Source organism: Xenorhabdus szentirmaii DSM 16338 (assembly GCF_002632585.1).
In the GTDB taxonomy this organism is placed as follows: Bacteria; Pseudomonadota; Gammaproteobacteria; order Enterobacterales; family Enterobacteriaceae; genus Xenorhabdus; species Xenorhabdus szentirmaii.
In genome coordinates this window covers 2,167,671-2,188,083 of record NZ_NIBV01000001.1, presented here as the reverse complement: position 1 = coordinate 2,188,083, position 20,413 = coordinate 2,167,671, and the positions used below count along the sequence as shown (strand labels likewise).

General features: G+C 37.8%; 11 protein-coding genes and 1 pseudogene. 8 read left to right on the top strand and 4 right to left on the bottom strand.

All coding sequences use genetic code 11. The annotated features are described in order from the left end of the window. Positions 1–15 precede the first annotated feature (15 nt). The 6 genes from Xsze_RS09750 to Xsze_RS22155 all read left to right on the top strand — a co-directional run bounded on the left by Xsze_RS09750 (position 16) and on the right by Xsze_RS22155 (position 14,599). The gene (locus Xsze_RS09750; protein WP_038240560.1) at positions 16–8,184 is read left to right on the top strand and encodes a non-ribosomal peptide synthetase; all 8,169 of its coding nucleotides are present in this window, start codon (positions 16–18) and stop codon (positions 8,182–8,184) included. Positions 8,185–8,365: 181 nt separating this feature from the next. Continuing rightward, positions 8,366–10,138, top strand: a complete 1,773-nt coding sequence (locus Xsze_RS09745; RefSeq protein ID WP_038240561.1) for a carbamoyltransferase family protein — start codon at positions 8,366–8,368, stop codon at positions 10,136–10,138. Positions 10,139–10,165: 27 nt separating this feature from the next. Further along, positions 10,166–12,298, top strand: coding sequence for an SGNH/GDSL hydrolase family protein (locus Xsze_RS09740; RefSeq protein WP_038240562.1), 2,133 nt, complete (start codon positions 10,166–10,168; stop codon positions 12,296–12,298). A 125-nt stretch (positions 12,299–12,423) separates the two neighbouring features. Continuing rightward, entirely contained in the window at positions 12,424–13,617 is a 1,194-nt protein-coding gene (locus Xsze_RS09735; protein WP_038240563.1) for an MFS transporter, read from the top strand. A gap of 105 nt (positions 13,618–13,722) precedes the next feature. Further along, positions 13,723–14,445 carry an aspartate/glutamate racemase family protein gene (locus tag Xsze_RS09730; RefSeq protein ID WP_038240564.1) on the top strand — a complete coding sequence of 241 codons (723 nt, stop codon included), beginning with the start codon at positions 13,723–13,725 and terminating at the stop codon, positions 14,443–14,445. Beyond that, positions 14,438–14,599, top strand: coding sequence for a hypothetical protein (locus Xsze_RS22155; RefSeq protein ID WP_156935901.1), 162 nt, complete (start codon positions 14,438–14,440; stop codon positions 14,597–14,599). Before Xsze_RS09730 ends, Xsze_RS22155 begins: the two co-directional genes overlap by 8 nt. Here the strand turns inward: Xsze_RS22155 and Xsze_RS22695 are convergent. The 3 genes and pseudogenes from Xsze_RS22695 to Xsze_RS23105 all read right to left on the bottom strand — a co-directional run. Beyond that, positions 14,589–14,720: pseudogene (locus Xsze_RS22695) on the bottom strand (DUF2976 domain-containing protein); the annotation flags it as partial. The gene Xsze_RS22155 and the pseudogene Xsze_RS22695 overlap by 11 nt on opposite strands. Before the next feature lie 56 nt (positions 14,721–14,776). Then, positions 14,777–14,968: an aminoglycoside 6-adenylyltransferase gene (locus Xsze_RS23110; RefSeq protein WP_280113413.1), complete on the bottom strand. Its 192-nt coding sequence runs from the start codon at positions 14,966–14,968 to the stop codon at positions 14,777–14,779. A 47-nt stretch (positions 14,969–15,015) separates the two neighbouring features. Further along, a complete protein-coding gene (locus Xsze_RS23105; RefSeq protein ID WP_051462494.1) occupies positions 15,016–15,261 on the bottom strand; it encodes an aminoglycoside 6-adenylyltransferase in 246 nt (81 codons plus the stop codon). A gap of 701 nt (positions 15,262–15,962) precedes the next feature. On the opposite strand from Xsze_RS23105, the gene Xsze_RS09710 reads away from it, so the two are divergent. After that, entirely contained in the window at positions 15,963–16,280 is a 318-nt protein-coding gene (locus Xsze_RS09710; RefSeq protein WP_084616321.1) for a S8 family serine peptidase, read from the top strand. Positions 16,281–17,001: 721 nt separating this feature from the next. Here the strand turns inward: Xsze_RS09710 and Xsze_RS09705 are convergent. Continuing rightward, positions 17,002–18,060 carry a hypothetical protein gene (locus Xsze_RS09705; protein ID WP_038240566.1) on the bottom strand — a complete coding sequence of 353 codons (1,059 nt, stop codon included), beginning with the start codon at positions 18,058–18,060 and terminating at the stop codon, positions 17,002–17,004. Positions 18,061–18,761: 701 nt separating this feature from the next. Here Xsze_RS09705 and Xsze_RS09700 point away from each other — a divergent pair. Beyond that, the gene (locus tag Xsze_RS09700; RefSeq protein WP_038240567.1) at positions 18,762–20,369 is read left to right on the top strand and encodes a glycosyl hydrolase family 18 protein; all 1,608 of its coding nucleotides are present in this window, start codon (positions 18,762–18,764) and stop codon (positions 20,367–20,369) included. The last annotated feature ends 44 nt before the right edge of the window (positions 20,370–20,413 follow it).

The window sequence follows — 20,413 nt, the reverse complement described above, 5'->3', positions numbered from 1 at the left end:
GGGGTTAAGTGAAAAATGAAAGTAAGAAAAGATATTGCTGAAATGAAATTTCAAAAAAAATCTCTGATAGAGAAAGAGTTAAATAAAAAAAGAACAGATAATGATAAGGCTGAAACCAATCAAAAATTAAAAGAGTTATTAGATTGGATTAGATTAATTGATAAGTCAGATTTTAATGCTCTCAAAGATAAGGAAATATCGAAGGAATTTATTTATAGTGCGGGTAGGTCTGGGCTTTTTGGAATGAAAATACCAAATGAATTTAATGGACTTGATATTTCTATTTCAGAAACTGCTAAAATAATCCAACAACTAGCCTCTATAAATATTACTATTGCTGCTTTTACTATACTCCAACACTCATGTAGCCATTTGATATTAAAACAAGCTAACCCAGAAATAAAACAGGAATATTTACCTAAAATATCAGCTGGTAAGGTGATTGGATGCTTTGCCTTGAGTGAGTTATCCGCTGGTTCAAATCCGCGAAATATGGAATCTATTCTGATAAAGAATGATGATGACTCCTGGATATTGAATGGGAGTAAATGCTGGTTGGGAGGGGCTTCTATTGCTGATGTATTTATTGTATTTGCAAAACATCAGTCTGTCGATGAATCAGGAATTAGCTGTTTTGTGATCCCAGCATCTGCCTCAGGTGTAGAAGTTGGTGAAGAACAGAATTATTTGGGAGTCCGAGGTCTTGATTTGCGTACTGTCACTTTTAATAACGTGATTGTTCAAAATACTCAGCGACTAGGTGAATTGGGAAAAGGCATGCAAGTTGCCGCAAGTGGTTTACTTTTGGGGCGCACACTAGCGAGCTCACTGACCATTGGGGTAATGAAGCGGTGTGCTCAATTGATGTATGGATTTGCTTCCCAACGTCAAATTAGTACCGGGCTACTGATAAACAATCCAGTGACAGAATTACAACTGAGTTGGTTAACTCATGCGATAACAAGTGCAACTGCAATATCGGATCAAGCATGTGAGGATTTCGATCATGGTGTATTTGTTCCTGCGAGTTTATGCATTGCTGCAAAAATTTTAGGCTCAGAATTTGCCTGGAAAGCTACGGATAATTTAGTCCAATTGATGGGGGCAAGAGGATTGGATGAAAAAAATGTGGCATCTAGTTTATTGAGAGATAGTCGATTTTTAAGAATAGCCGAAGGACCAACTGAAACATTATTAATGGAGATTGGTTCAATATTATCAACCAAAGATGAAGAAGATGAGTTTTATTTTGTTGAAAAACTAGGTGCCAAGGAAATTTGGAGTAAATTGTATTTATCAATAAATGAAATTACAAGATTATGTGAAACAAAAGAAAAAGGTCTAGAATCAGCCTACTATTATTCTGGTAGAATTGGAATTTGGGCTATTTTGCATGCCTGCGTAGAGCATCGACATCCTTCAGCACAGGATACTATCATTGAATGGATAAAAGATAATTATAACCAAGAGTTAACAATTATTAAAAATGATTTAAACAGAACAAAACCTGGAAGCCAGATTGATTATCTTTTTGAAAAGATAAATAATTATGGTTTAGAACTGGATTTTCAAAATGAAGCGATTACGGAAAATATCAATAATACCACCTTTTTTTCTCCCAATAGATGGGTCAATAATAAAGAAAGCAGATTTACTAATAGAGTGGATAAATCCTATAATGATAACAAAAAAAATGAAGCCCCTTTAATAAGCATTATAAAAGACACATTATTACCTTCAGAGTTTACATTGAAGAAAAACATCACGAAAATTTTACTTGATGAAAAAACAAAAAACAAAATTAATAGAGTCGCTAAAATAAATAAAAAATCTGCGATAGAAATTATATTGACCTCGGTTTCTGTATTATTAGCCAGAATATCCAATCAAGAATCTATTTCCATACTCGTTTTTAATGTCAAGGAACACTCGACATATTTTTTAACTTATCAATATAAACCTAACGATTCAATTGAAAGTAACTTAGTTACCTTAACCGGTAAAGTAAAACAGTGGTCAACTCCAAATGAGGCGATTATAGATGTCATTGATACATCAAAAAATGATTCTCCATTAATGAGTTTGACTACAACGACAGTTTGTTTTTGCATTGGACTTCCAGTGCAATATAAAGAGTTGGATGGCATTGATGTTTGTATTGCTTTAGAAGAAAAAAATACTGAGCAATCCATTAATTGGATTCATTCAACTGCTTTTAGACAAGATACGATAAAAAGGCGTGCAAATAATTTAATAGAATTAATTAATTCTATTGAGACACCGAATTTACCAGTAGCAAATTTATCGATTATTCCTGATGATGAAAAAGAAGAAATTAGGAAATATAGTAGTATAAAGAGTACGACTGAAAGTAGAAATAAAACGTTACCTGAATTGTTTTATCAATGCCTGGAATTAAATCCCAGAGGAACAGCATTAGTCGGCCTTAATGAAAATCTGACATATCAGCAATTAGAAGAAAAAACGAATCAGATAGTAGCTATTATGCAACAGGCTGGCGTAAAGGCTCGTGATGTTGTATGTCTCTGCATGGGGAGAACTACCAACTTTATAGCCAGTTTATTAGCTATTGCTAAGATGGGAGCCACTTTTGTTGTGCTTAACGTAAGACATCCTGTGGAAAGAAATCGAGCAATAATAGCTAATACGCGTTGTTCAGTAATCTTGATTGAGCGTTTACTTGCAGATATTGCAAAGGAATTTGGCGAATACGTAATTGAGATTGATAGTGAATTAAAATACGGTAATTTACCTTCTATTTCACTGGGTAACCAAGCTACTCCTGATTCCATTGCCTATATTTCTTTTACCTCTGGTTCGACGGGTGAGCCTAAAGGGGTAATGGTTAATCATGGTGCACTTTGCCTGCAACTGGAAAATCGTAGGTCAATCTTGAATCTTTGTAAAAGTGATAGATTGCTATATTCAGCAGCTCCGAATTTTGATGTTGCTATATGGGAGCTGTTTGGTGCTTTTCCAGCGGGCTGTGCATTGATTTTAAATGGCGACAACCAATTTAATTGGGACCCGAAGGAAGCTATAAACACGATTATTCATTATGGCGTTACTCATCTCCAAGTTCCACCTACTCAGCTTGGCCTACTCATTAATGAAAAAGATATTGAAAAATGTTCTTCTTTAACTTGCATTATTACTGGCGGAGAGTTACTGCCAAGTAACGTAAGAGAAAGTATACATTCAAAGATAAAGGTAAACCTGTATCATTTTTACGGGCCGACTGAGGCAGTTATTGACACCAGTTACTGGCAATGTCAAATAGATGAACAACAATCTTCTACCTATATTGGTTTCCCTTGTCCACACAGGCAGATATATATACTTGACCAAAATATGCAACAAGTCCCAATTGGTGTACCTGGAGAAATGTATATTGCGGGAAAACCTCTTGCAAATGGATATCTATCAAAACCAAAAATGACAGAGTCTCTGTTTATTAGAAACCCGTTTACTGAGAAAGAGGATAAAGATTCATTCATGTATAAAAGCGGCGATAAAGCCCGCTTTATATCTGGAGGTGGATTGGAATTTTTAGGCCGAATTGACCAGCAGATTAAAATTAATGGTATTAGAGTAGAACCTGGAGAGATAGAGAATGTATTAGAAAGTCACACATCTATTATGCAACTGAGGGTTGCATTAAGAAATTTGGGGCAAGATAAGGTTAGTCAGTTCTTGGTTGCTTATTATGTACCATTTGAAGGTTCTACAGTCGATAAAAATGAGCTTAGAAAATTTGCAAAAAAACGGCTGCCAAAGGAAATGGTACCAAGTTTATTTGTCGAGCTAAAAGCTCTACCCTTAACTTCAACAGGTAAGTTAGATATCCGTGCCCTACCAGAAATTTCTGATTTGCATAAAATAGAAGCCCAAGAAATTGATCTTTCTTCAACTATAGGTAAGGTTCGCTATATATGGCAAGAGGTGCTTGGTAGATCCGTTAATGATGAAAATGTTGATTTTTTTGAAATTGGCGGTCACTCGCTGACAGCGGTGAAGGTACTTACTCAGTTAAGAGAGACTGTTTCAACAGATATTAAAATGAGTGATTTTCTGGAAAACTCAACAGTACAAGGATTAGCCAGAATTATTGAAGGAAAAGGGACCAATATCCATGTAGGAAAGCCTATTCCAACGTCAAGGGAAGGAACTATTCCTTTATCAGGTACACAAGAAAACCTCTGGTATCTCTACAAGCTTAACCCATATTCTGCGGCTTATAATTGCCCGGAAGCATTTCGGTTGTCAGGAAAGATTTGTTTAAGTAGTTTAGAAAAGGCATTGAATGATATTTTCAAGCGCCACGAATCCTTAAAAACAACATTTTATGAATTGAATGGTATTCCTTATCAAAAAATTGTACCAATTTCAGAATTTAAACTCGATGTTAGGTATTTTAATAATATATCTGAACAACAGTTCTCGGAAGAGTTTGAAAAAATTGTAGATAAGGAGGCTGCCAGACCATTTAATTTAGAGAAAGATTGTCTATTTAGGTTTTTATTCATTAGTAATCATGACGAAAGTGTTATTTTTTGGAACTTCCACCATATTATTGCTGATGGTACGTCTTCCGCCAATCTATTCACCAATGAACTTAACCAACTTTATAATTATTATTTAAGAGGAGAAAATGTTTCTCTGCCGGATATAGAGATACAACCTATTGATTATATGCGCTGGTATAACACTTTTATGAGTGAACCGAGACATAGTGAAAAACTGAATTTTTGGCGTAATATGCTGGATGGAGCGCCAGCTGAAGTTGACATCACACTCGGGAATGATTTTGTAAATAATATTAGTGATAAAGGCTGTCGGTTCTACTTTCAATTTTCAGAAGAAATTGTGGCTAAACTTGATGAGTTTTCAAAAAATAATGGATTAACCCAATTTGAAATTATGATTGCTGCCTTTTCAGTCCTTATTTATGTTGTCAGCGGCGAAGATGACTTCACTATTGGAACCGTTGTAGCTGGGCGACATCATAGTGCTATTGAAAATAGCATAGGAAACTTTGCCAATGTTGTGGTGACAAGGCATAATGGTTTTAAACAGACGACAATCTTAAATTACCTTGAATCCACAAGAAATAAATTAACAAATATATTTGAGCATTCTGACATTCCTTTTGATGAAGTTGTTTCAGCAATATGTCCTAATCGTAAAAAGAATAAAAACCCATTATTTAATATTTTCTTTTCTCTTTACAATGGAAAAATAAATCACGTTAATATTGGCAATAAAACACCCCAAGAAATTTCATTGAACACCGGCAATTCTTTATTTGATTTAAGTTTGAATTTATTTTCGAATATAGGCTCTATTAATGGATACATAGAATATAAAGTCGATCTCTTTGATAAAGAGACAGTGAATCGACTTTTTCGTTATTATATAAAAGCCCTTAACTATATTTTGACTAATCCAGATCATCGTGTTGATTATATTGAAATAGTTGACGATGAAGAAAGAAACACTCTCGTTAAGTACTGGAATAATGTTAGAGGGCCTGTAGCAACAGACAAAACTTTATATGAAATCTTTGAAGAGCAAGTTAAACTATATCCTGATAATATTGCAGTTAAATTTGAAGATAACTATTTAACTTATGAAGAATTAAATAAAAGAGCTAATATATTAGCACACTATTTAAATAATTATGGCGTCAATCCTACTGATTTGGTTGGCCTTTGTGTTCAACCCTCTATTGAAATGTTTGTAGGTTTGCTAGGAATTGTAAAGGCTGGTGCCGGGTATGTACCATTAGATCCTGCACTTCCTGCAACCAGAATTGATTTTATAGTGAAAAACAGTGATTCAGTTGTGATTTTAACGCAATCAACTCTAGCTAAAACAGTTGCACATTGTGGCATTGACCTAATATTGCTTGACAAAGAAAATCCGTCAGTTAATGAGTATAAGGAGACAAATCCTTCGCACTCGATTCCGGCTGATAGCATCTTATATATGATTTTCACATCAGGATCGACCGGCATCCCGAAAGGTGTTCAGACTCAGCACTATAATGTTGCGGCACTGGTTTGTAATACCAATCATATGGAGTGTGACAAAGAAGATATTTTTGCAAAAGTTAATAACTTTGCATTTGATATTTCTACATGGGAAATTTGGGCGCCGTTATTGCATGGTGCATCTATTACGGTGGTTCCCGATAATATCAAGCTAATTCCACAGGAATTTTCTGCTTTTATTAAACAACAGAAAATAACCATGCTTTACCTTCCCACAGCGCTTTATCATACGATCGCTACCGAGTTGCCGGAAAGTTTTGGTGGGCTTAAATTGCTTGTTGTGGGCGGTGAAGCACTTGACCCGACAAAAGCCCGCTGTGTTTTGGAAAGTCAAACACCACCAAAAGGCTTTATCAATGCTTATGGCCCAACAGAAGTGACATGTTCATCAGCATGGTTTAATGTTAAAGAACTCAATAAATGCGCAAAAAGGGTTCCAATTGGGAAGCCGATCACAAACACACAGTTTTATGTATTAAATAACGAACAAAGAGTGCTTCCGATCGGAGCCAAAGGTGAATTATATATTGGTGGTGCGGGTGTCTCAAAAGGTTATAGGAAACGTCCTGAACTGACTGAACACCACTTTCTAAAAAATAAGTTAGGTTCTGATATAAGATTTGACAAACTTTACCGTACTGGGGATATCGTTAGATATTTATCTGATGGAAATCTAGAATTCATGGGTAGGACTGATCACCAAGTTAAAATCAGAGGGTTTAGAATAGAAATTGGAGAGATAGAAAATGTATTAAGAAAGCACCCATTTATAAAATCCGCTATTGTTTTGGCTCAGGAGGAATCACCAGGAAATAAACGTTTAGTCGCATTTATTGAATTTCACGAAGGGCATAAAAATACATCAGTAAATACGATAAGAAAATATCTATCAGAAAAAATACCAGCCTATATGATTCCTTCGATAATTAAAGATTTGAATGCCTTACCATTGAATAATAATGGTAAGATAGATAGGAAAAAGCTTAATCAGATTGAAATAGAATGGGGTAATGACTGTGGCGGTTTGTACTATCCTCGGAACCATGTAGAATTATCACTTTGTCTTATTTGGGAAGAGGTTGTCGGATTAAAAAAACCAACGTTAGATATAAACTTCTTTGAAAGTGGTGGGGACTCCCTTCGGGCAGTACGCTTAATTTCTGAAATAAATAAAACTTTTGGGAAAAATTTACCTTTAGATATATTGTATGATGGCGGTAATATTGAATCTCTGGCATTAAAGATAAAGAGTAATGATATAGATAACGAAAAACGTATCTTAATACCTCTTGTAAATAATAAATCTAATAATAAGCCCGTATTTATCATTCATCCTCTAAGTGGTAGTGCGATGTGTTATATCCCATTGGCTACGATGTTAGATAACCCAGTTTATGCTTTCCAAGCACCGTTACTCTATAAGCAGTGGGGGCATGAATCAATAAATACAGTTGAAACCCTGGCTTCACTATATATTGATGAAATGCTAAAAATTCAAGAGCAAGGGCCATTTGTGCTTGGGGGATGGTCTTTTGGGGGAATTATAGCTTTTGAGATGGCGAGGCAACTTGAATTAAGTGGTCATGAAGTATCTAAACTATTCTTGTTTGACAGCGCAGCGCCCAGTAAAGCCCATAAAGAGTTGAATATGGTGAAAGTTCTTGGCCTTTGTCTCGAAGAGATTGTTGAGCAATTTGGTGCTCATATCGATATTGATTTAGAAAGCATGAATCAGCTAACTCACAAAGAGATACTTGATGTGGTATTAAATACCATTAAAGAGCATGGCGGATTTGCCCCAGATGCTGATGTCACTATGCTTGAGCGCATGATTGACACTTGCTTGGCTAATTCCAGAATGTCATCAAAATACACTGCTGGTACTGTAAACACTGACACGATTCTTTTTCTTGCTAAGGACCGTTCTCATATGGAAGAGATGCTGGTATTCCCTAATGAGGTTAAAGAAAGATGTTTGGGTTGGAACCAACATATTTCTGGCAATCTTATGATTGAGGATATTGATGGTCATCATATGTCGATAATGTTTCAACCTAATGTTAACGCTATTTCCGGGGTGATAAACAAATGTATGGAGAATAGTCATTAATTGGGAACATAATTATTAAAGTAAAACTTATGTCATATTTTATTATCTTTGAAATTGCACGTGATAAATACTTACCCCATAGTTTAAATTAATACATTTAAAAAACATGAATACTATTTAAATAAAAAAAACAAATTAGTGCTAATACTTATTCTTAAACATAAAAATAAGGTGTGATGCTATGAATGTAATTGGTATCTCTGCAAATTTTCATGATTCTTCTTGTGCACTAATCAGCGATGGCCAACTAATAGCGGCTGTTTCAGAAGAGCGATTTTCCAGATTCAAAAATGATTCCCGGCTACCCATCAGAGCTTTCAGATATTGCTTAGAAGAGGGAGGAATTAACATTACGGACATCGACTGTATTGCTTATTATGAAAACCCCTATAAGAAGTTGTCTAGGCAACTTGCCTCCAATTTCAATTTTTCTGCTACTAACGGGCTTCATTGGCTGGATTGTCACAAGCCATTTCGTGATATTACTGAAGTATTGGGGTATGAGAAAGAAATCAAATTTTATGATCATCACATGGCACATGCCGCCGGGAGTTATCTATTTTCTGGCTTTACTGACGCGGCTATATTGACTTCTGATGGCGTGGGAGAGTGGGAAACCTCTACTTTTGGTTATGCACAAGGTGACAGCATCAATTTGTTTGAGAAAATTGAATATCCCAATTCAGTGGGTCTTTTTTATAGCACAGTTACTAATTACTTAGGATTCCGAGTACTCAGTGGTGAATATAAAGTCATGGGATTAGCGCCTTATGGTAAACCAATATATACCAATAAGTTGCGAGAAATGTTCAGTATGGAGAAAAAATTCAGCTTTAAGCTGAATATGAAGTTCTTTGATTTTTGCCAGATAAATAGAATGTATACAGATGCTTTTATCGATTTGATTGGTTTTCCTCCAAGAGAACAAGAATCTGTGATGCTACAACATCACATGGATTTAGCGAAAAGTTTGCAAGTGGTGCTGGAAGAGATTCTTATCAAACAAGTTCATGATCTACAGGAAAAGGTTGTTTCAACAAATTTATGTCTGTCAGGAGGTGTAGCTCTAAACTGCGTTGCGACACATGCCATCCGTAAAACGGGCCTATTTAATAATATCTTTATTCCTCCTGCTGCCGGAGATTCTGGTTCCGCTTTAGGGGCTGCTGCATTGGCCCATATTGAGTTAACAGGAAAACGACACAGTTATGAGCCATTTAAAACGCCTTACCTCGGCCCAAAATTCAGTAACGACAATATCTTGGAGATGCTAACTTCAATGGAGATTGAAGCGTTGGATTTCCGTGAAGATAAAGAAGGTTTTGAGCAGGCCATCGTTAAGATGCTCACGGATGGAAAGGTCATTGGTTGGTTTCAGGGGAGGATGGAATTTGGCCCCAGGGCCTTAGGAGCACGAAGCATTATTGCGGATCCGAGAGATCCTTTTATGCGAGACAGGCTAAATGCATTGGTCAAAAAGAGAGAAGGATTCAGGCCATTTGCACCAGCTCTTTTGGAAGAGGAAGCCGCAAATCATATTGAATTATCAATTCCAACACCATTCATGCTTGAAACGTGTCAAGTCACCTCAAGCCTCAGTTTACCAGCAATCACACATGTTGATGGCTCTTGCCGGCCACAAACAGTTAATGCTGATACTAATCCAAAATTTCATTCTTTACTAAAGGCGTTTTACAACGCAACAAACTGCCCAATACTGGTGAATACTTCATTCAATGTGAGGAGTGAACCTATCGTTTGTACTCCACTTGATGCGATAAGATGTTTTGGTAATTCAGGAATTGATGTTTTAGTACTTGAAGATTTTATTATTGAGCGAACGATGCTTCCGGAAGCATTTTCTAAGATGGCGGAAATAGAGTTTAGTTTTATTCAGCCACCACAAGATTTATTTACAGGGCAATCAATAGAAGCCATCTATACTTTTATCTAGAATAACCTTATGTTTTAGGAAAATAATATGAATCGTTCTAACGTCAATACCGAAAAATTAGCGGGATTTCTTTCCGATAGCCAAGAAAAATCTTTAGAAGTTATGCGATTAGCTCAAATATATTTGAATAATGAAGAGCAATATACAAATAATTCCGAATTTTACAATAATATCCCTTCATGCAGTGAAAATGTTGATGGATATACTGCCATCGGGACTTGGCACCCAACGAAAATTGATGATGAAGTCATTTTTATAAGGCGCAATCAGTCTGACTCTATTTTTTGGGAAAGTTCACAGCAGCAACTGACTGTGAATAAAAAAAAGGGGGTGAAAAGGGTATGTTTTATCGGCGAGTCGGCGGCACTCGGCATGTTTTTCACCCCTAATATTACACCTACTAAAACATTATCTTACTTGCTTAACCAATATTCTGATATTGAATGGGAAGTTATCGATCTTGCAAGAAGTTGCATGAATGCCGGTGGCTTATTAGATACCTGCAAGGCAAGTTTACAATTACAACCAGATTATGTGATTATCCTTGCGGGTAACAATTGGTTTTCAGATGTGTTGTTTGAGCATAATGCACCTTTAGAAAGACGAAAAAATTATGCTGATGTACTCGCAAATTCAGGCCCTAGCGGAATTGCGGCTAAATATAAAGAAAAATTAGAAAATAATGCAAAAATATTGATAAATAAAATTGATGCAATATCTAGAAAAAGTAATGCTAAGTTTATTTTCGCCTTACCTGCATCAAATTACACAGACTGGGAGCGTAAAACACCGCTCCACTGGCTAGGTAACGGCAAAACTGCCGAATGGTATGAATTATACCGGAATGCATCGCAATTCATAATGAATGGGCAGTATATTGAGGCCTTGGAATTAGGCCTTAACATGGTTGAGATTGATGGTGGTGTATCAGCGACTTCTAACCGTATTGTGGCTAACAGTTTGATTGCATTAAATCGTATTGAAGAAGCGAAATCGTATTTGGATGCAGAATGCAGCTATGCACTGATGCATGATCTTGTTACATCATTCCCTAGCACTCCTTCATTTGTTAAAGAATGTATTACCCAGCAAGATGTTGATATTAATGTTATCGATCTAGAGTATTATTTCTCTAAATATTTAGGTTCTAATATGCTCGGTGACTCATTTTTTGTTGATTATTGTCATATGACTCCAGAAGGTTTTAAAGTTGCAATGTCTCCTATAGCAGAACGGTTAATTTGTCATGAAAAAGATAAACCAGATATAAGCTGGGAGGTAATGGCAAAAAAAAATATTGAATCAGAAGTATCTGCGTATCAATTGGCTGTTTCTTATTTCTATATTGCTTTATATAATAGTCATATGAATCGCCCCGTCAATGAAATTGCAGAAAGAGAGAGAATAGTTAAATTATTTGAGAAACCCGTTCAATATTCAGAGGAAATACTGGATGTTATGGAGCTTTATGTTAAAGCCAGAAGCTGTGAAAAGGGAGCCGGATTTGGCCTAAGCCGAGCAGGTCAAAAACTACTTGAACTTGTCAATTCCCCGCTCGATTTTCCAGTGGCTCAATCGTCACCAGGTTCAGATGAACAAACTATTGACGCAATTTGTGAAATATTTGATAAATACAGCCGTGATGGCAAGATATTAAAAGAATATTATCAAAAGAGTTATATCAACCAACTTAAATATAGTGTAGATTTGACAGAGCCTCAATATATTGAAAAAGTTGGATCAATTATTCGAGTTTCTAAAGATCCTGAAGCAAATACACGAAGAAGTATTCCATATTTTAAATCATGGTGGCCAACATCCTCATTTACTTTGATTACCAGCGGCAATCATGATCTGAATATAGAGATGACGAGTAGAGTTAAGAAGTACATCGAAAAAAACAAAGTTAGAGTTTCAATTAATAATAAATTAATTAAGGATGTTGAGCTATCATCAGAATGGTCCTGTCATAAGCTTATAGTTCCCAGTAATTTTACTAAACCGGGTTTTAATAAAATCACTTTGGAATGGCCTAAATTGGAACAGGATGAAGAAAATGAAGTGTTAAATATATCATCCCGATACAACAAAGGTTTAAAGACTGAAATTTTTCCCATTTTTGGAGAGTTATTCTATCTGAAAGTATCTTTCTCAGAATAACCTAGTTTTATAGTTCTTGTATGATCTGCCGTTAATCCAATAAATATACATTATAGATATTGTTTAATGGCAGTTTTTTTATGTTTATGTTGCATAGGATTTATAATGTTTAGAGGTAAAATAATATGGCACCGTTAATGTTAAAGTTATTACCTATAATACTTATCATTGGAATGGTTCCGTCATTTATAGAAGTTGACATCACTTTGCCAGCTTTTCCCCAAATGCAGAGATTTTTTTCTGCGACTGAATCGGCAGTGCAATTTACTCTAATAGTAAACTTCTTAGGGCTGTGTATATTCACGCCTATTTTCGGCCCACTTTCAGAAAAATATGGGCGAAGAAAAATCATCTTAATTGGAGCTATTCTGTTCTTGATCGGCAGCCTAGGTTGCTCAATCGTGGTTGATCTTAATCAGTTGTATTTATTTAGGTTTATCCAAGGAGCTGGGTGCAGTGCCATTTGGGTTGTCGGGTTCATCATTTGTTCGGATACTTATAAAGATGAGGAGTCAGTACAGGTTTTTGGCGTTCTTAACGCAGCAATATCAGTGGCCCTCATTATTGCTCCCATTGCTGGTTCTCTTATTGTTGAACATTATAATTGGAGATTTACCTATCACCTAGTCGCTTTACTGAGTTTTTTTTCTTTTATAGCAGTATTGATCATTCCTGAAACAAATTATCATACGGTAAATTTAAGTGTAAATAAGGTCGCCAGAAATTATTGTCAACTTATATTAAATAAAAGGTTCTTAATATATTCTTTTACGCCCGGGATATTAGTATCTGCATGTATTTCATATGTATCTGTTGTGCCATTTTTATATGTAGATATAATGGGCATGAGTTACTACATGTTTGCATTTCATCAAGCTATATTAGGCGTGTGTTTAGCTGTAGCCGGATTTTATTCAGGCGCTTTGAATAGAAAAATTGGCTCTGCCAATTGCATTTATCTGAGTATTGTAATTTGTTTGATAGGCTGTGGTTTATTAATTACATTCAGTAATATTTATCCCGAATCTGCAATGCCTTTTACATTTTCCATGGCGGTTATCTGTATAGGTTCTGCTTTTCAATATAGCATGGTGTTTTCTCGTTCTTTGGAGTTGTATCCTCAATTAGTTAGTTCAGCATCATCTTTATTAACTTTTTTTAGACTTATTTTTTTCAGTCTCAGTGTCTTTATTTCAGGATGGGCATTTACTGGAGAATTATTTAATTCAGCAATTATAATATCATCAATAATTTCTATTGGTTTGTTATTTTCATTACTTATTTTAATTGATTTTAGAAAAAATATAATCAATGGATAACTTAATGATAAATAAAATATTGTTTGATTAAATAATCACTAGTTACAAGTGGTGGAGTTATCTTTCCAATAATATTTATTAATGTCTATTTTGTTGAGGTCATTTATGAAAATTAAAGTTATTGTTCCACTGTTGACGTCAAAATATAATTCAGCGGTACAAGAAGAACTGCTTCCTTATATTGCACCCGATGTATCAATTACTGTTGTTAATTTAGCATCTGGCTCTTCATCAATTGAGTCCCGTTATGATGAAATATATTCAACTCCTGAAATTGTTAACAAAATTGTTGAATCCGAAGAGGAAGGATATGATGGTGTTTTCGTGAGCTGTGTCAGTGATCCCGGTATTTCGGTTGCGAGAGAGATAGTTGATATTCCTATCGTGGGAGGGTTCGAGCCTGCCGCTCTCAGTGCTGGCATTATCTCGAAGCGTTGGGGAATAATTACAATTTCCCAATCTTGCGCACGCTTGATTAGAGATCTTGCAACATTAGCGGGTATTCATCAGCAATTGGCTTGTATTTGTAGCATTGATCAACCTATTAATGAATTACACAAAATGCCAGGACAGCTAGAAGATGTTCTCCTTACTAAAGTCAAAAAGATGATTGGGGAAGAGCAGGTAACAGCCATAGTATTAGGTTGTACCGGCATGATGGGGATGGCAAAGTATTTATCCAACGAGATGAAAGCGGTAGGTATCCCGATTCAAGTAATTGATCCTACAGCAGTTGCATTGGGTTATCTACAGATGATGATAAGAGCTGGCCTTACTCATAGTCGTTTGGAGTATCCAAAGCTGACGTTAACAAAAATTAATGATTAACGAGTACTACAGTCGTACACTCCATTCCACCAAACCGCAACTCACCCAGCCGATGCTGGAACGTGCATTAGATGCCGGTGTTCCTTGTCGCTGGGTGACGGTAGAAGCCGTTTATGGTCAAGATCGTCTGCATAAGCGCCACCTTAAAAGATAATGCCGTCCGATTTCGCCAGCAGCCCAATCACCGCAACCAACAGCACTACACCAACCACGATGATCGAACTAAATTGTATTCAGGTGGCTTTGCCGCCCCGCACTTCGGAGAAGGTTTCAACCCCCGTCTAGACAACCTTAAAGAACGCGACCACCACTTTTCATTATGTTCCTTGCATCAGTTGGTAAACTCGCTCTGTGAGGGAAGCGTTCTTACCGGACATTTGTATTCTGGGGCCGGAATTCCCTGAGTAATCGATGAATTGTCGAGTAAAATGTTATACCCACGCCCATAAAGATCATCAAGCATTCCCTCATCAGCCATATGTCGGATACGCTCAATACCAGCCAGCATGAAATCAATTTTTATCCCATTGCTATAATTATCCCATTGCTATAAATAGCAAGGCGCGTGGCCTATTCCTGATGTTCATCTGGATCAAAACTAAGCACAGTAATTAGCTCACTGAACTCATACAACCATTGCCCATCTTGCATCAATAATGCTGGGTTAGATGTAATAATTTCAATATCGATATCTGAAAGGTCATCGCTGGAATGATCCTTTCGGGCCAGAGAGCCTGTTTGAATCAGAGCTTGGACATGATCTACACTTTCTGCCCATTTGATAATGCCTTTCAGGCAGTTATCCCGTAATTCCATACTACTTACCTCATTTCACTAAATATATAATTAAAACAATCGGAAAAAGCCTTTTTAGCGATAGAGGATTTTGCAAAAAACCCTTTGGAACCATCGAAAAGAATAGATTGGATTAATACTAAACACATTGATATAACAGAGAAATATAAACTTTTGGGGTTAGATGGCCTAGGGGATTGAGAGGGAATATGCTCTCCCATCTTATTTTAATCACTCTTATACGTCCTGATACTTCCCAATCAATTCCTGCATTCTGAGCTTAATCTCACTGATTTTCTGCCTCTGGCGTTGATACTTCGCCAAGCAGCACTTTCAATCTTTCCCATATCCATCTGTAAAACCGGATTAGCGGCTGCAACTGACGAACATTAAAACTCTTAAAAAAAGGTGAATGCTGAAAGGTTGCTCTGGCGGCCATAGCCACGACAAAGACAGCCATGTCTCATTAAATATCAATTGATTAAATCCAGTAAAGGAAATAAGGCATGAATCAGTCAATGTCAATGGCATGTGGGCTTTCAATTGTGGGGTTGCGAAAAATATCCGCCTTCGCAATCTGAGCAATGGACGCTATTGCAAACAGGATGCATTCATATAAACACCATGGAAAAATACATAATTCTAAGAAAACCCGGTACACAGGAAAACGAGATTGATACTGGTTTGATGTCTCCAGTACTGTCTATAGCACAACTCGACAAATAGGACAGACCAACATTGAAGGAAAATACAAGGTTGATGATTTTTCCAATAGTCAGGTCACACTAGCCGCTCCCGGTGTTAATATCACTTCAGCGTGGCCCGGAGGAGAGCTGGGGAGCATGAGTGGAACAAGCATGGCATGTCCTCATGTTGCAGGAGTAGCCGCTCTTTGGTGGGAAGAACGCAGACAAGCCGGGGTTGCACCCGATGTGAAAAATGTTGCGGCAGAATTGCTCTCTTCAACCCGAAGAAGGGTATTTGATGAAACAACAATCGAAATTGACATAGGCCAGGGATTGGTTACGGCTCCACAATGATTGGTATCATGGCTTGTATTGCCTGTATTAATGCGATACAGGCCCTTAAATTGACTCCAGAGCGTATCACTGGCAACTGTACAGAGCGACTTAACCCCTCTCTTGTCATGGTGATCAACAAAACTGGGTTCATACCCGCGTCATAGCACCGTAAACCCTGCCGTAATTTGCTCAACTTATTGACCCTTCTTAGCCTTAGTTTCATCACAACGGATGCCTGAATCAGTTACAGCAACAAAATTGATTTAAGCAAAGCCCCCTAAGGATGCATTAGCTATTTTTTTTCCGGAAAGACTATTTTTTTCCGGAAAGACTATTTCTTTTCCGAAAGGAAAATGAAGATATTCCAAAATCTCTTGCGTATACATTTCTCGTCTTGCGCGATAATCTGATTGGTGCGTTGAATTATTATTCAGGAAAAGAACACGATTATATTGCCGGGATCAGTTTGAGAGTTGAGTTATCCATCGAAAATTTACTTTTAATTTAGAGGAAAAAAGAGCGCCCTTCCGACTAACGATAACGGCTGGCATTTGAAATTATTGATGCACCATGGCAATAAAGGGGAGAACATTGATCTCAAATATTTCTCTGCTCATCTGTTCGCCCCGAATGTGTTTTTGCAAAACGTAAAGACAACATCAGCAATGGCTGTCTGCGCCTAAAACCAAGAGCAATGCTCTTAGCTCAGGTTTATGCCTGTTTGGACCGCAAGTCCCTGTCAGGATAACTGCTCAAGCCTCAGATTTTCCAGGGTTTCATAATCTGTGGATTCCCCGGGGTAGAGGATCTGAATATCTAATTCAACATCCTGAACCGGCGTAATCACATGACCAGAAACGCTGTCCAGATAAACCTCACCATTAACGGATTTTTCAGTGTCAAGGGTGATCCAGCTACTCTGGCTCACCAGCCAGTCAGGGTCCGGCTCAGCGCCCTCAGGGAGCAGGAATGACAGTTCCCATGCATATACCGGGTCCTCAGCAGAACTTAATGTGAGTTTATAACTGTAGATATATTCTGGTTTACCCCACTCTTTTTGCCAGTGTGTTATATATTTCTGTGTAACCTGCAAATATCTTGGTGCTGTAACTGTAATAGCAGTGTCCGCTGTATTATCGCCATTATTTATAATCCCTAACGGCGTATACAGCCTGCAATTTAACGTAGCTACCCCTTGGCCTACACCGGTTATGGGAATACGGGCAGAGGAGGCTCCATTGGCGGGGATATCCTCTGCCCACGAAACTAGGCCAACAGTAAAGACGGCTGAATCGCTGGAACTTGCCTCAATGGTCGCACCTGTGACAACAGCGCTACTGTCGTTCTGAATCTGAAGTAAAGCTGAATATTCTTCCCCTGTCTGGATACTGATACCACTCTCCAGAGTCATCTCCAGGTTTACTGTGGTGACATCAGCTGAAACAACAGAGTTGACTGCATCATTCCATGTCCCTGATCCAAGTGGATAATTAACCAGAGACGGGATTTGTTTTCCTGCACTGACCGTCAAAGTTTCTCCGTCCAGATAAAGGCCGGAAATCAAAGTGGCATTCTGGCTCATGTTGTTGACAACACTGGATATGCCGTCATGCCCGCCGACAATGAAGCCATAACCCTCTAATTGCTCGGTATCCAGTTGGATATTTGGGGATATAATTAATATGTCCCCAATTTCAGATTGATTAAAGTTTATGTTTGTATAAAGGGCCAGTTTTCCGGCTGGGCATTTATCCGCACCGGATTCTTGGCTAATAAGGTAAACATCATTTTCAGTCATAAAAACATTCTCTATAATGATAAAATGGTTATTGTTTTTTTATTGAATAAAGAGCAATAAATAACACTCTCATATAAAAGGGGTATAATGTCACCCCCCGAATATAATGAGCTATTTTATCGAAGTGTCATTCATTAAATTTTGACAACTGCATTTCTATCCATAACCCCCAATATATTATTTTTTATTTCAGGACAGCTGATTCTGAAAAAAACAAAATGTGGCAAAATTCAATAAAATTATAAATCGATTAAATTATTGCTCCAATAAAATGCGATATAGTAAAAAAACCGAATAGATCATTTAATTTATCAGCCTGCTAATTTTTGTTTTAGTGAATGGGGATGAACAAGTGACAACAAAAAGAGAATAACGATATAATACCATAAGTTATAAAATAATCAGGCAGTATCATTTACATGCAATACAGGTATTTCAGCACTGTTTACATTTATTAGGGATATATGGATTTATGATATAAACAATATAATAAAACACCATTTTTAATGGTGATTCACTGTATATGCTGAAAAATAAGATCTGTTAATTTTATTTTATACCCAATTAATTTGGAGAGGCTGGCTTTAAAATATGAAAACTCTCATTTAGCCAATAAATGAGTTCTCTAACTCTTTGTGTGCCCATGAAAAGGTGATGAATTATCTCACGAAAACATTTATAGCATATTAGGGAGATCTATCATGTCAAGTTCCAAAAATTCAAGCCTGAAAGACAATCAATTCGTTATCATCCCCGATCCCGGTACAGAAACCAAACCCGGTGATATTTGGGGGGCTGGTGCCACAGAAAAAACCTATGAGGTGAATGAGTTTGATCCCTCAACCGCCGACAGTGATTTAAGTTATACACCAGGTCGAATTGCCAAAAATGTATTTAACCACTATGAATCAGTCTCAGGTTTTGAAGTTTTCGGTTACTTATCTGACTGGGGAATTTATGATTCCCGTTACGGTAATGCACCCGGTGATACCGATGTGGATTATAGCGAAGGCGGCCGTGGCACCGATATTATGCGGCTGCTGGACGAAGGCAGCTCCCTGCCTTATTTTGACCGCATTATTGTCGGGTTCGCGGGTATCATCGGCGATGAAGGGTTGAACGAAGAAACCATTAACCAAGCGGCAATCGATTTCAAAATTGCATCTGATGAAAGCGACATCCCCAATCATATAGGTGCAGCCACGTTTACCGATTATTGGGGCGATACCGGTGCCTACCTCAACTGCGGTTTCCCCGGTTGGAAAGAGACTGATTTTACACCAGAGAACGCACAGGGTGTTTTAGGCGCGCTGGTAAAACTACACAAAAAATACCCCAATATGCCGATTGGCCTGAGTCTGGGAGGCTGGTCGATGAGTCAGGCTTTCCATTTTATTGCGAAAGAACCCGATCAACGCCAGCGCTTGGCTCAGTCACTGAAAAAAATCTTTGATCTCTTCCCCATGTTTACTGATTTGGATCTCGATTGGGAATATCCAAACTACAAAGGTGAAGAACACAATTGCTATGATGAAACTGATCCAGAGCACTTTGCCGAACTCATTAAAGACATTCGCGAAGTACTGCCTGATATTACCATCAGCATTGCCACCATTGCCGTTCCGGATGGGCTGAAGGCCGCCAATATTCCGCTGTTGCTGGAAGCCGGGGTCGATAAGCTTAATGTCATGACCTACGATTTCTTCGGAACACCGTGGGCCGAGACATTAGGTCATCACACGGCTTTAAAACTTAACCCCGATAAAGAAAAGACCCAGAACTCGGCAGATAAGGCAGTCAGTTATCTGCTGGATGAGCTTCATGTCGATCCGAAGAAAATTAATATCGGCTATGCCGGTTACACCCGGAATGCACAGCAAGCATCAATACCCAGCATTTCCCCGATCTACGGCCGCTATACGCCGAGAGACAATATTGCCTTGGGCAGCTTCGAATCAGGTACCACCGAATGGCCGGATTTATTACGTAATTACCTTGACAGCAATATGGATGGCATCAACGGCTTCACCGTATATACCGATGAAGTTGCCAAAGCTGAGTTCCTTTATAACCAGGAATCACGCCTGTTCATGTCACTGGATACCCCGTACAGCGTGAAAGAAAAAGCAAAATACGTCAAAGAAAAAGGGCTTGGTGGCATGTTTATCTGGATGATTGACCACGATAACGGCCTGTTGACCAATGCCGCCCGCGAAGGGCTCGGTGCGACGACTGTCGGTACACCGCGGGTTGATATGGCCCCTTTGTGCCTGTCCGCAGCGGAAAAGGCAAAAAACAGGGCAAAGTAATCTCTATTTATTCCAATCAGGCCACTCCTTAACTAGCGTATTGG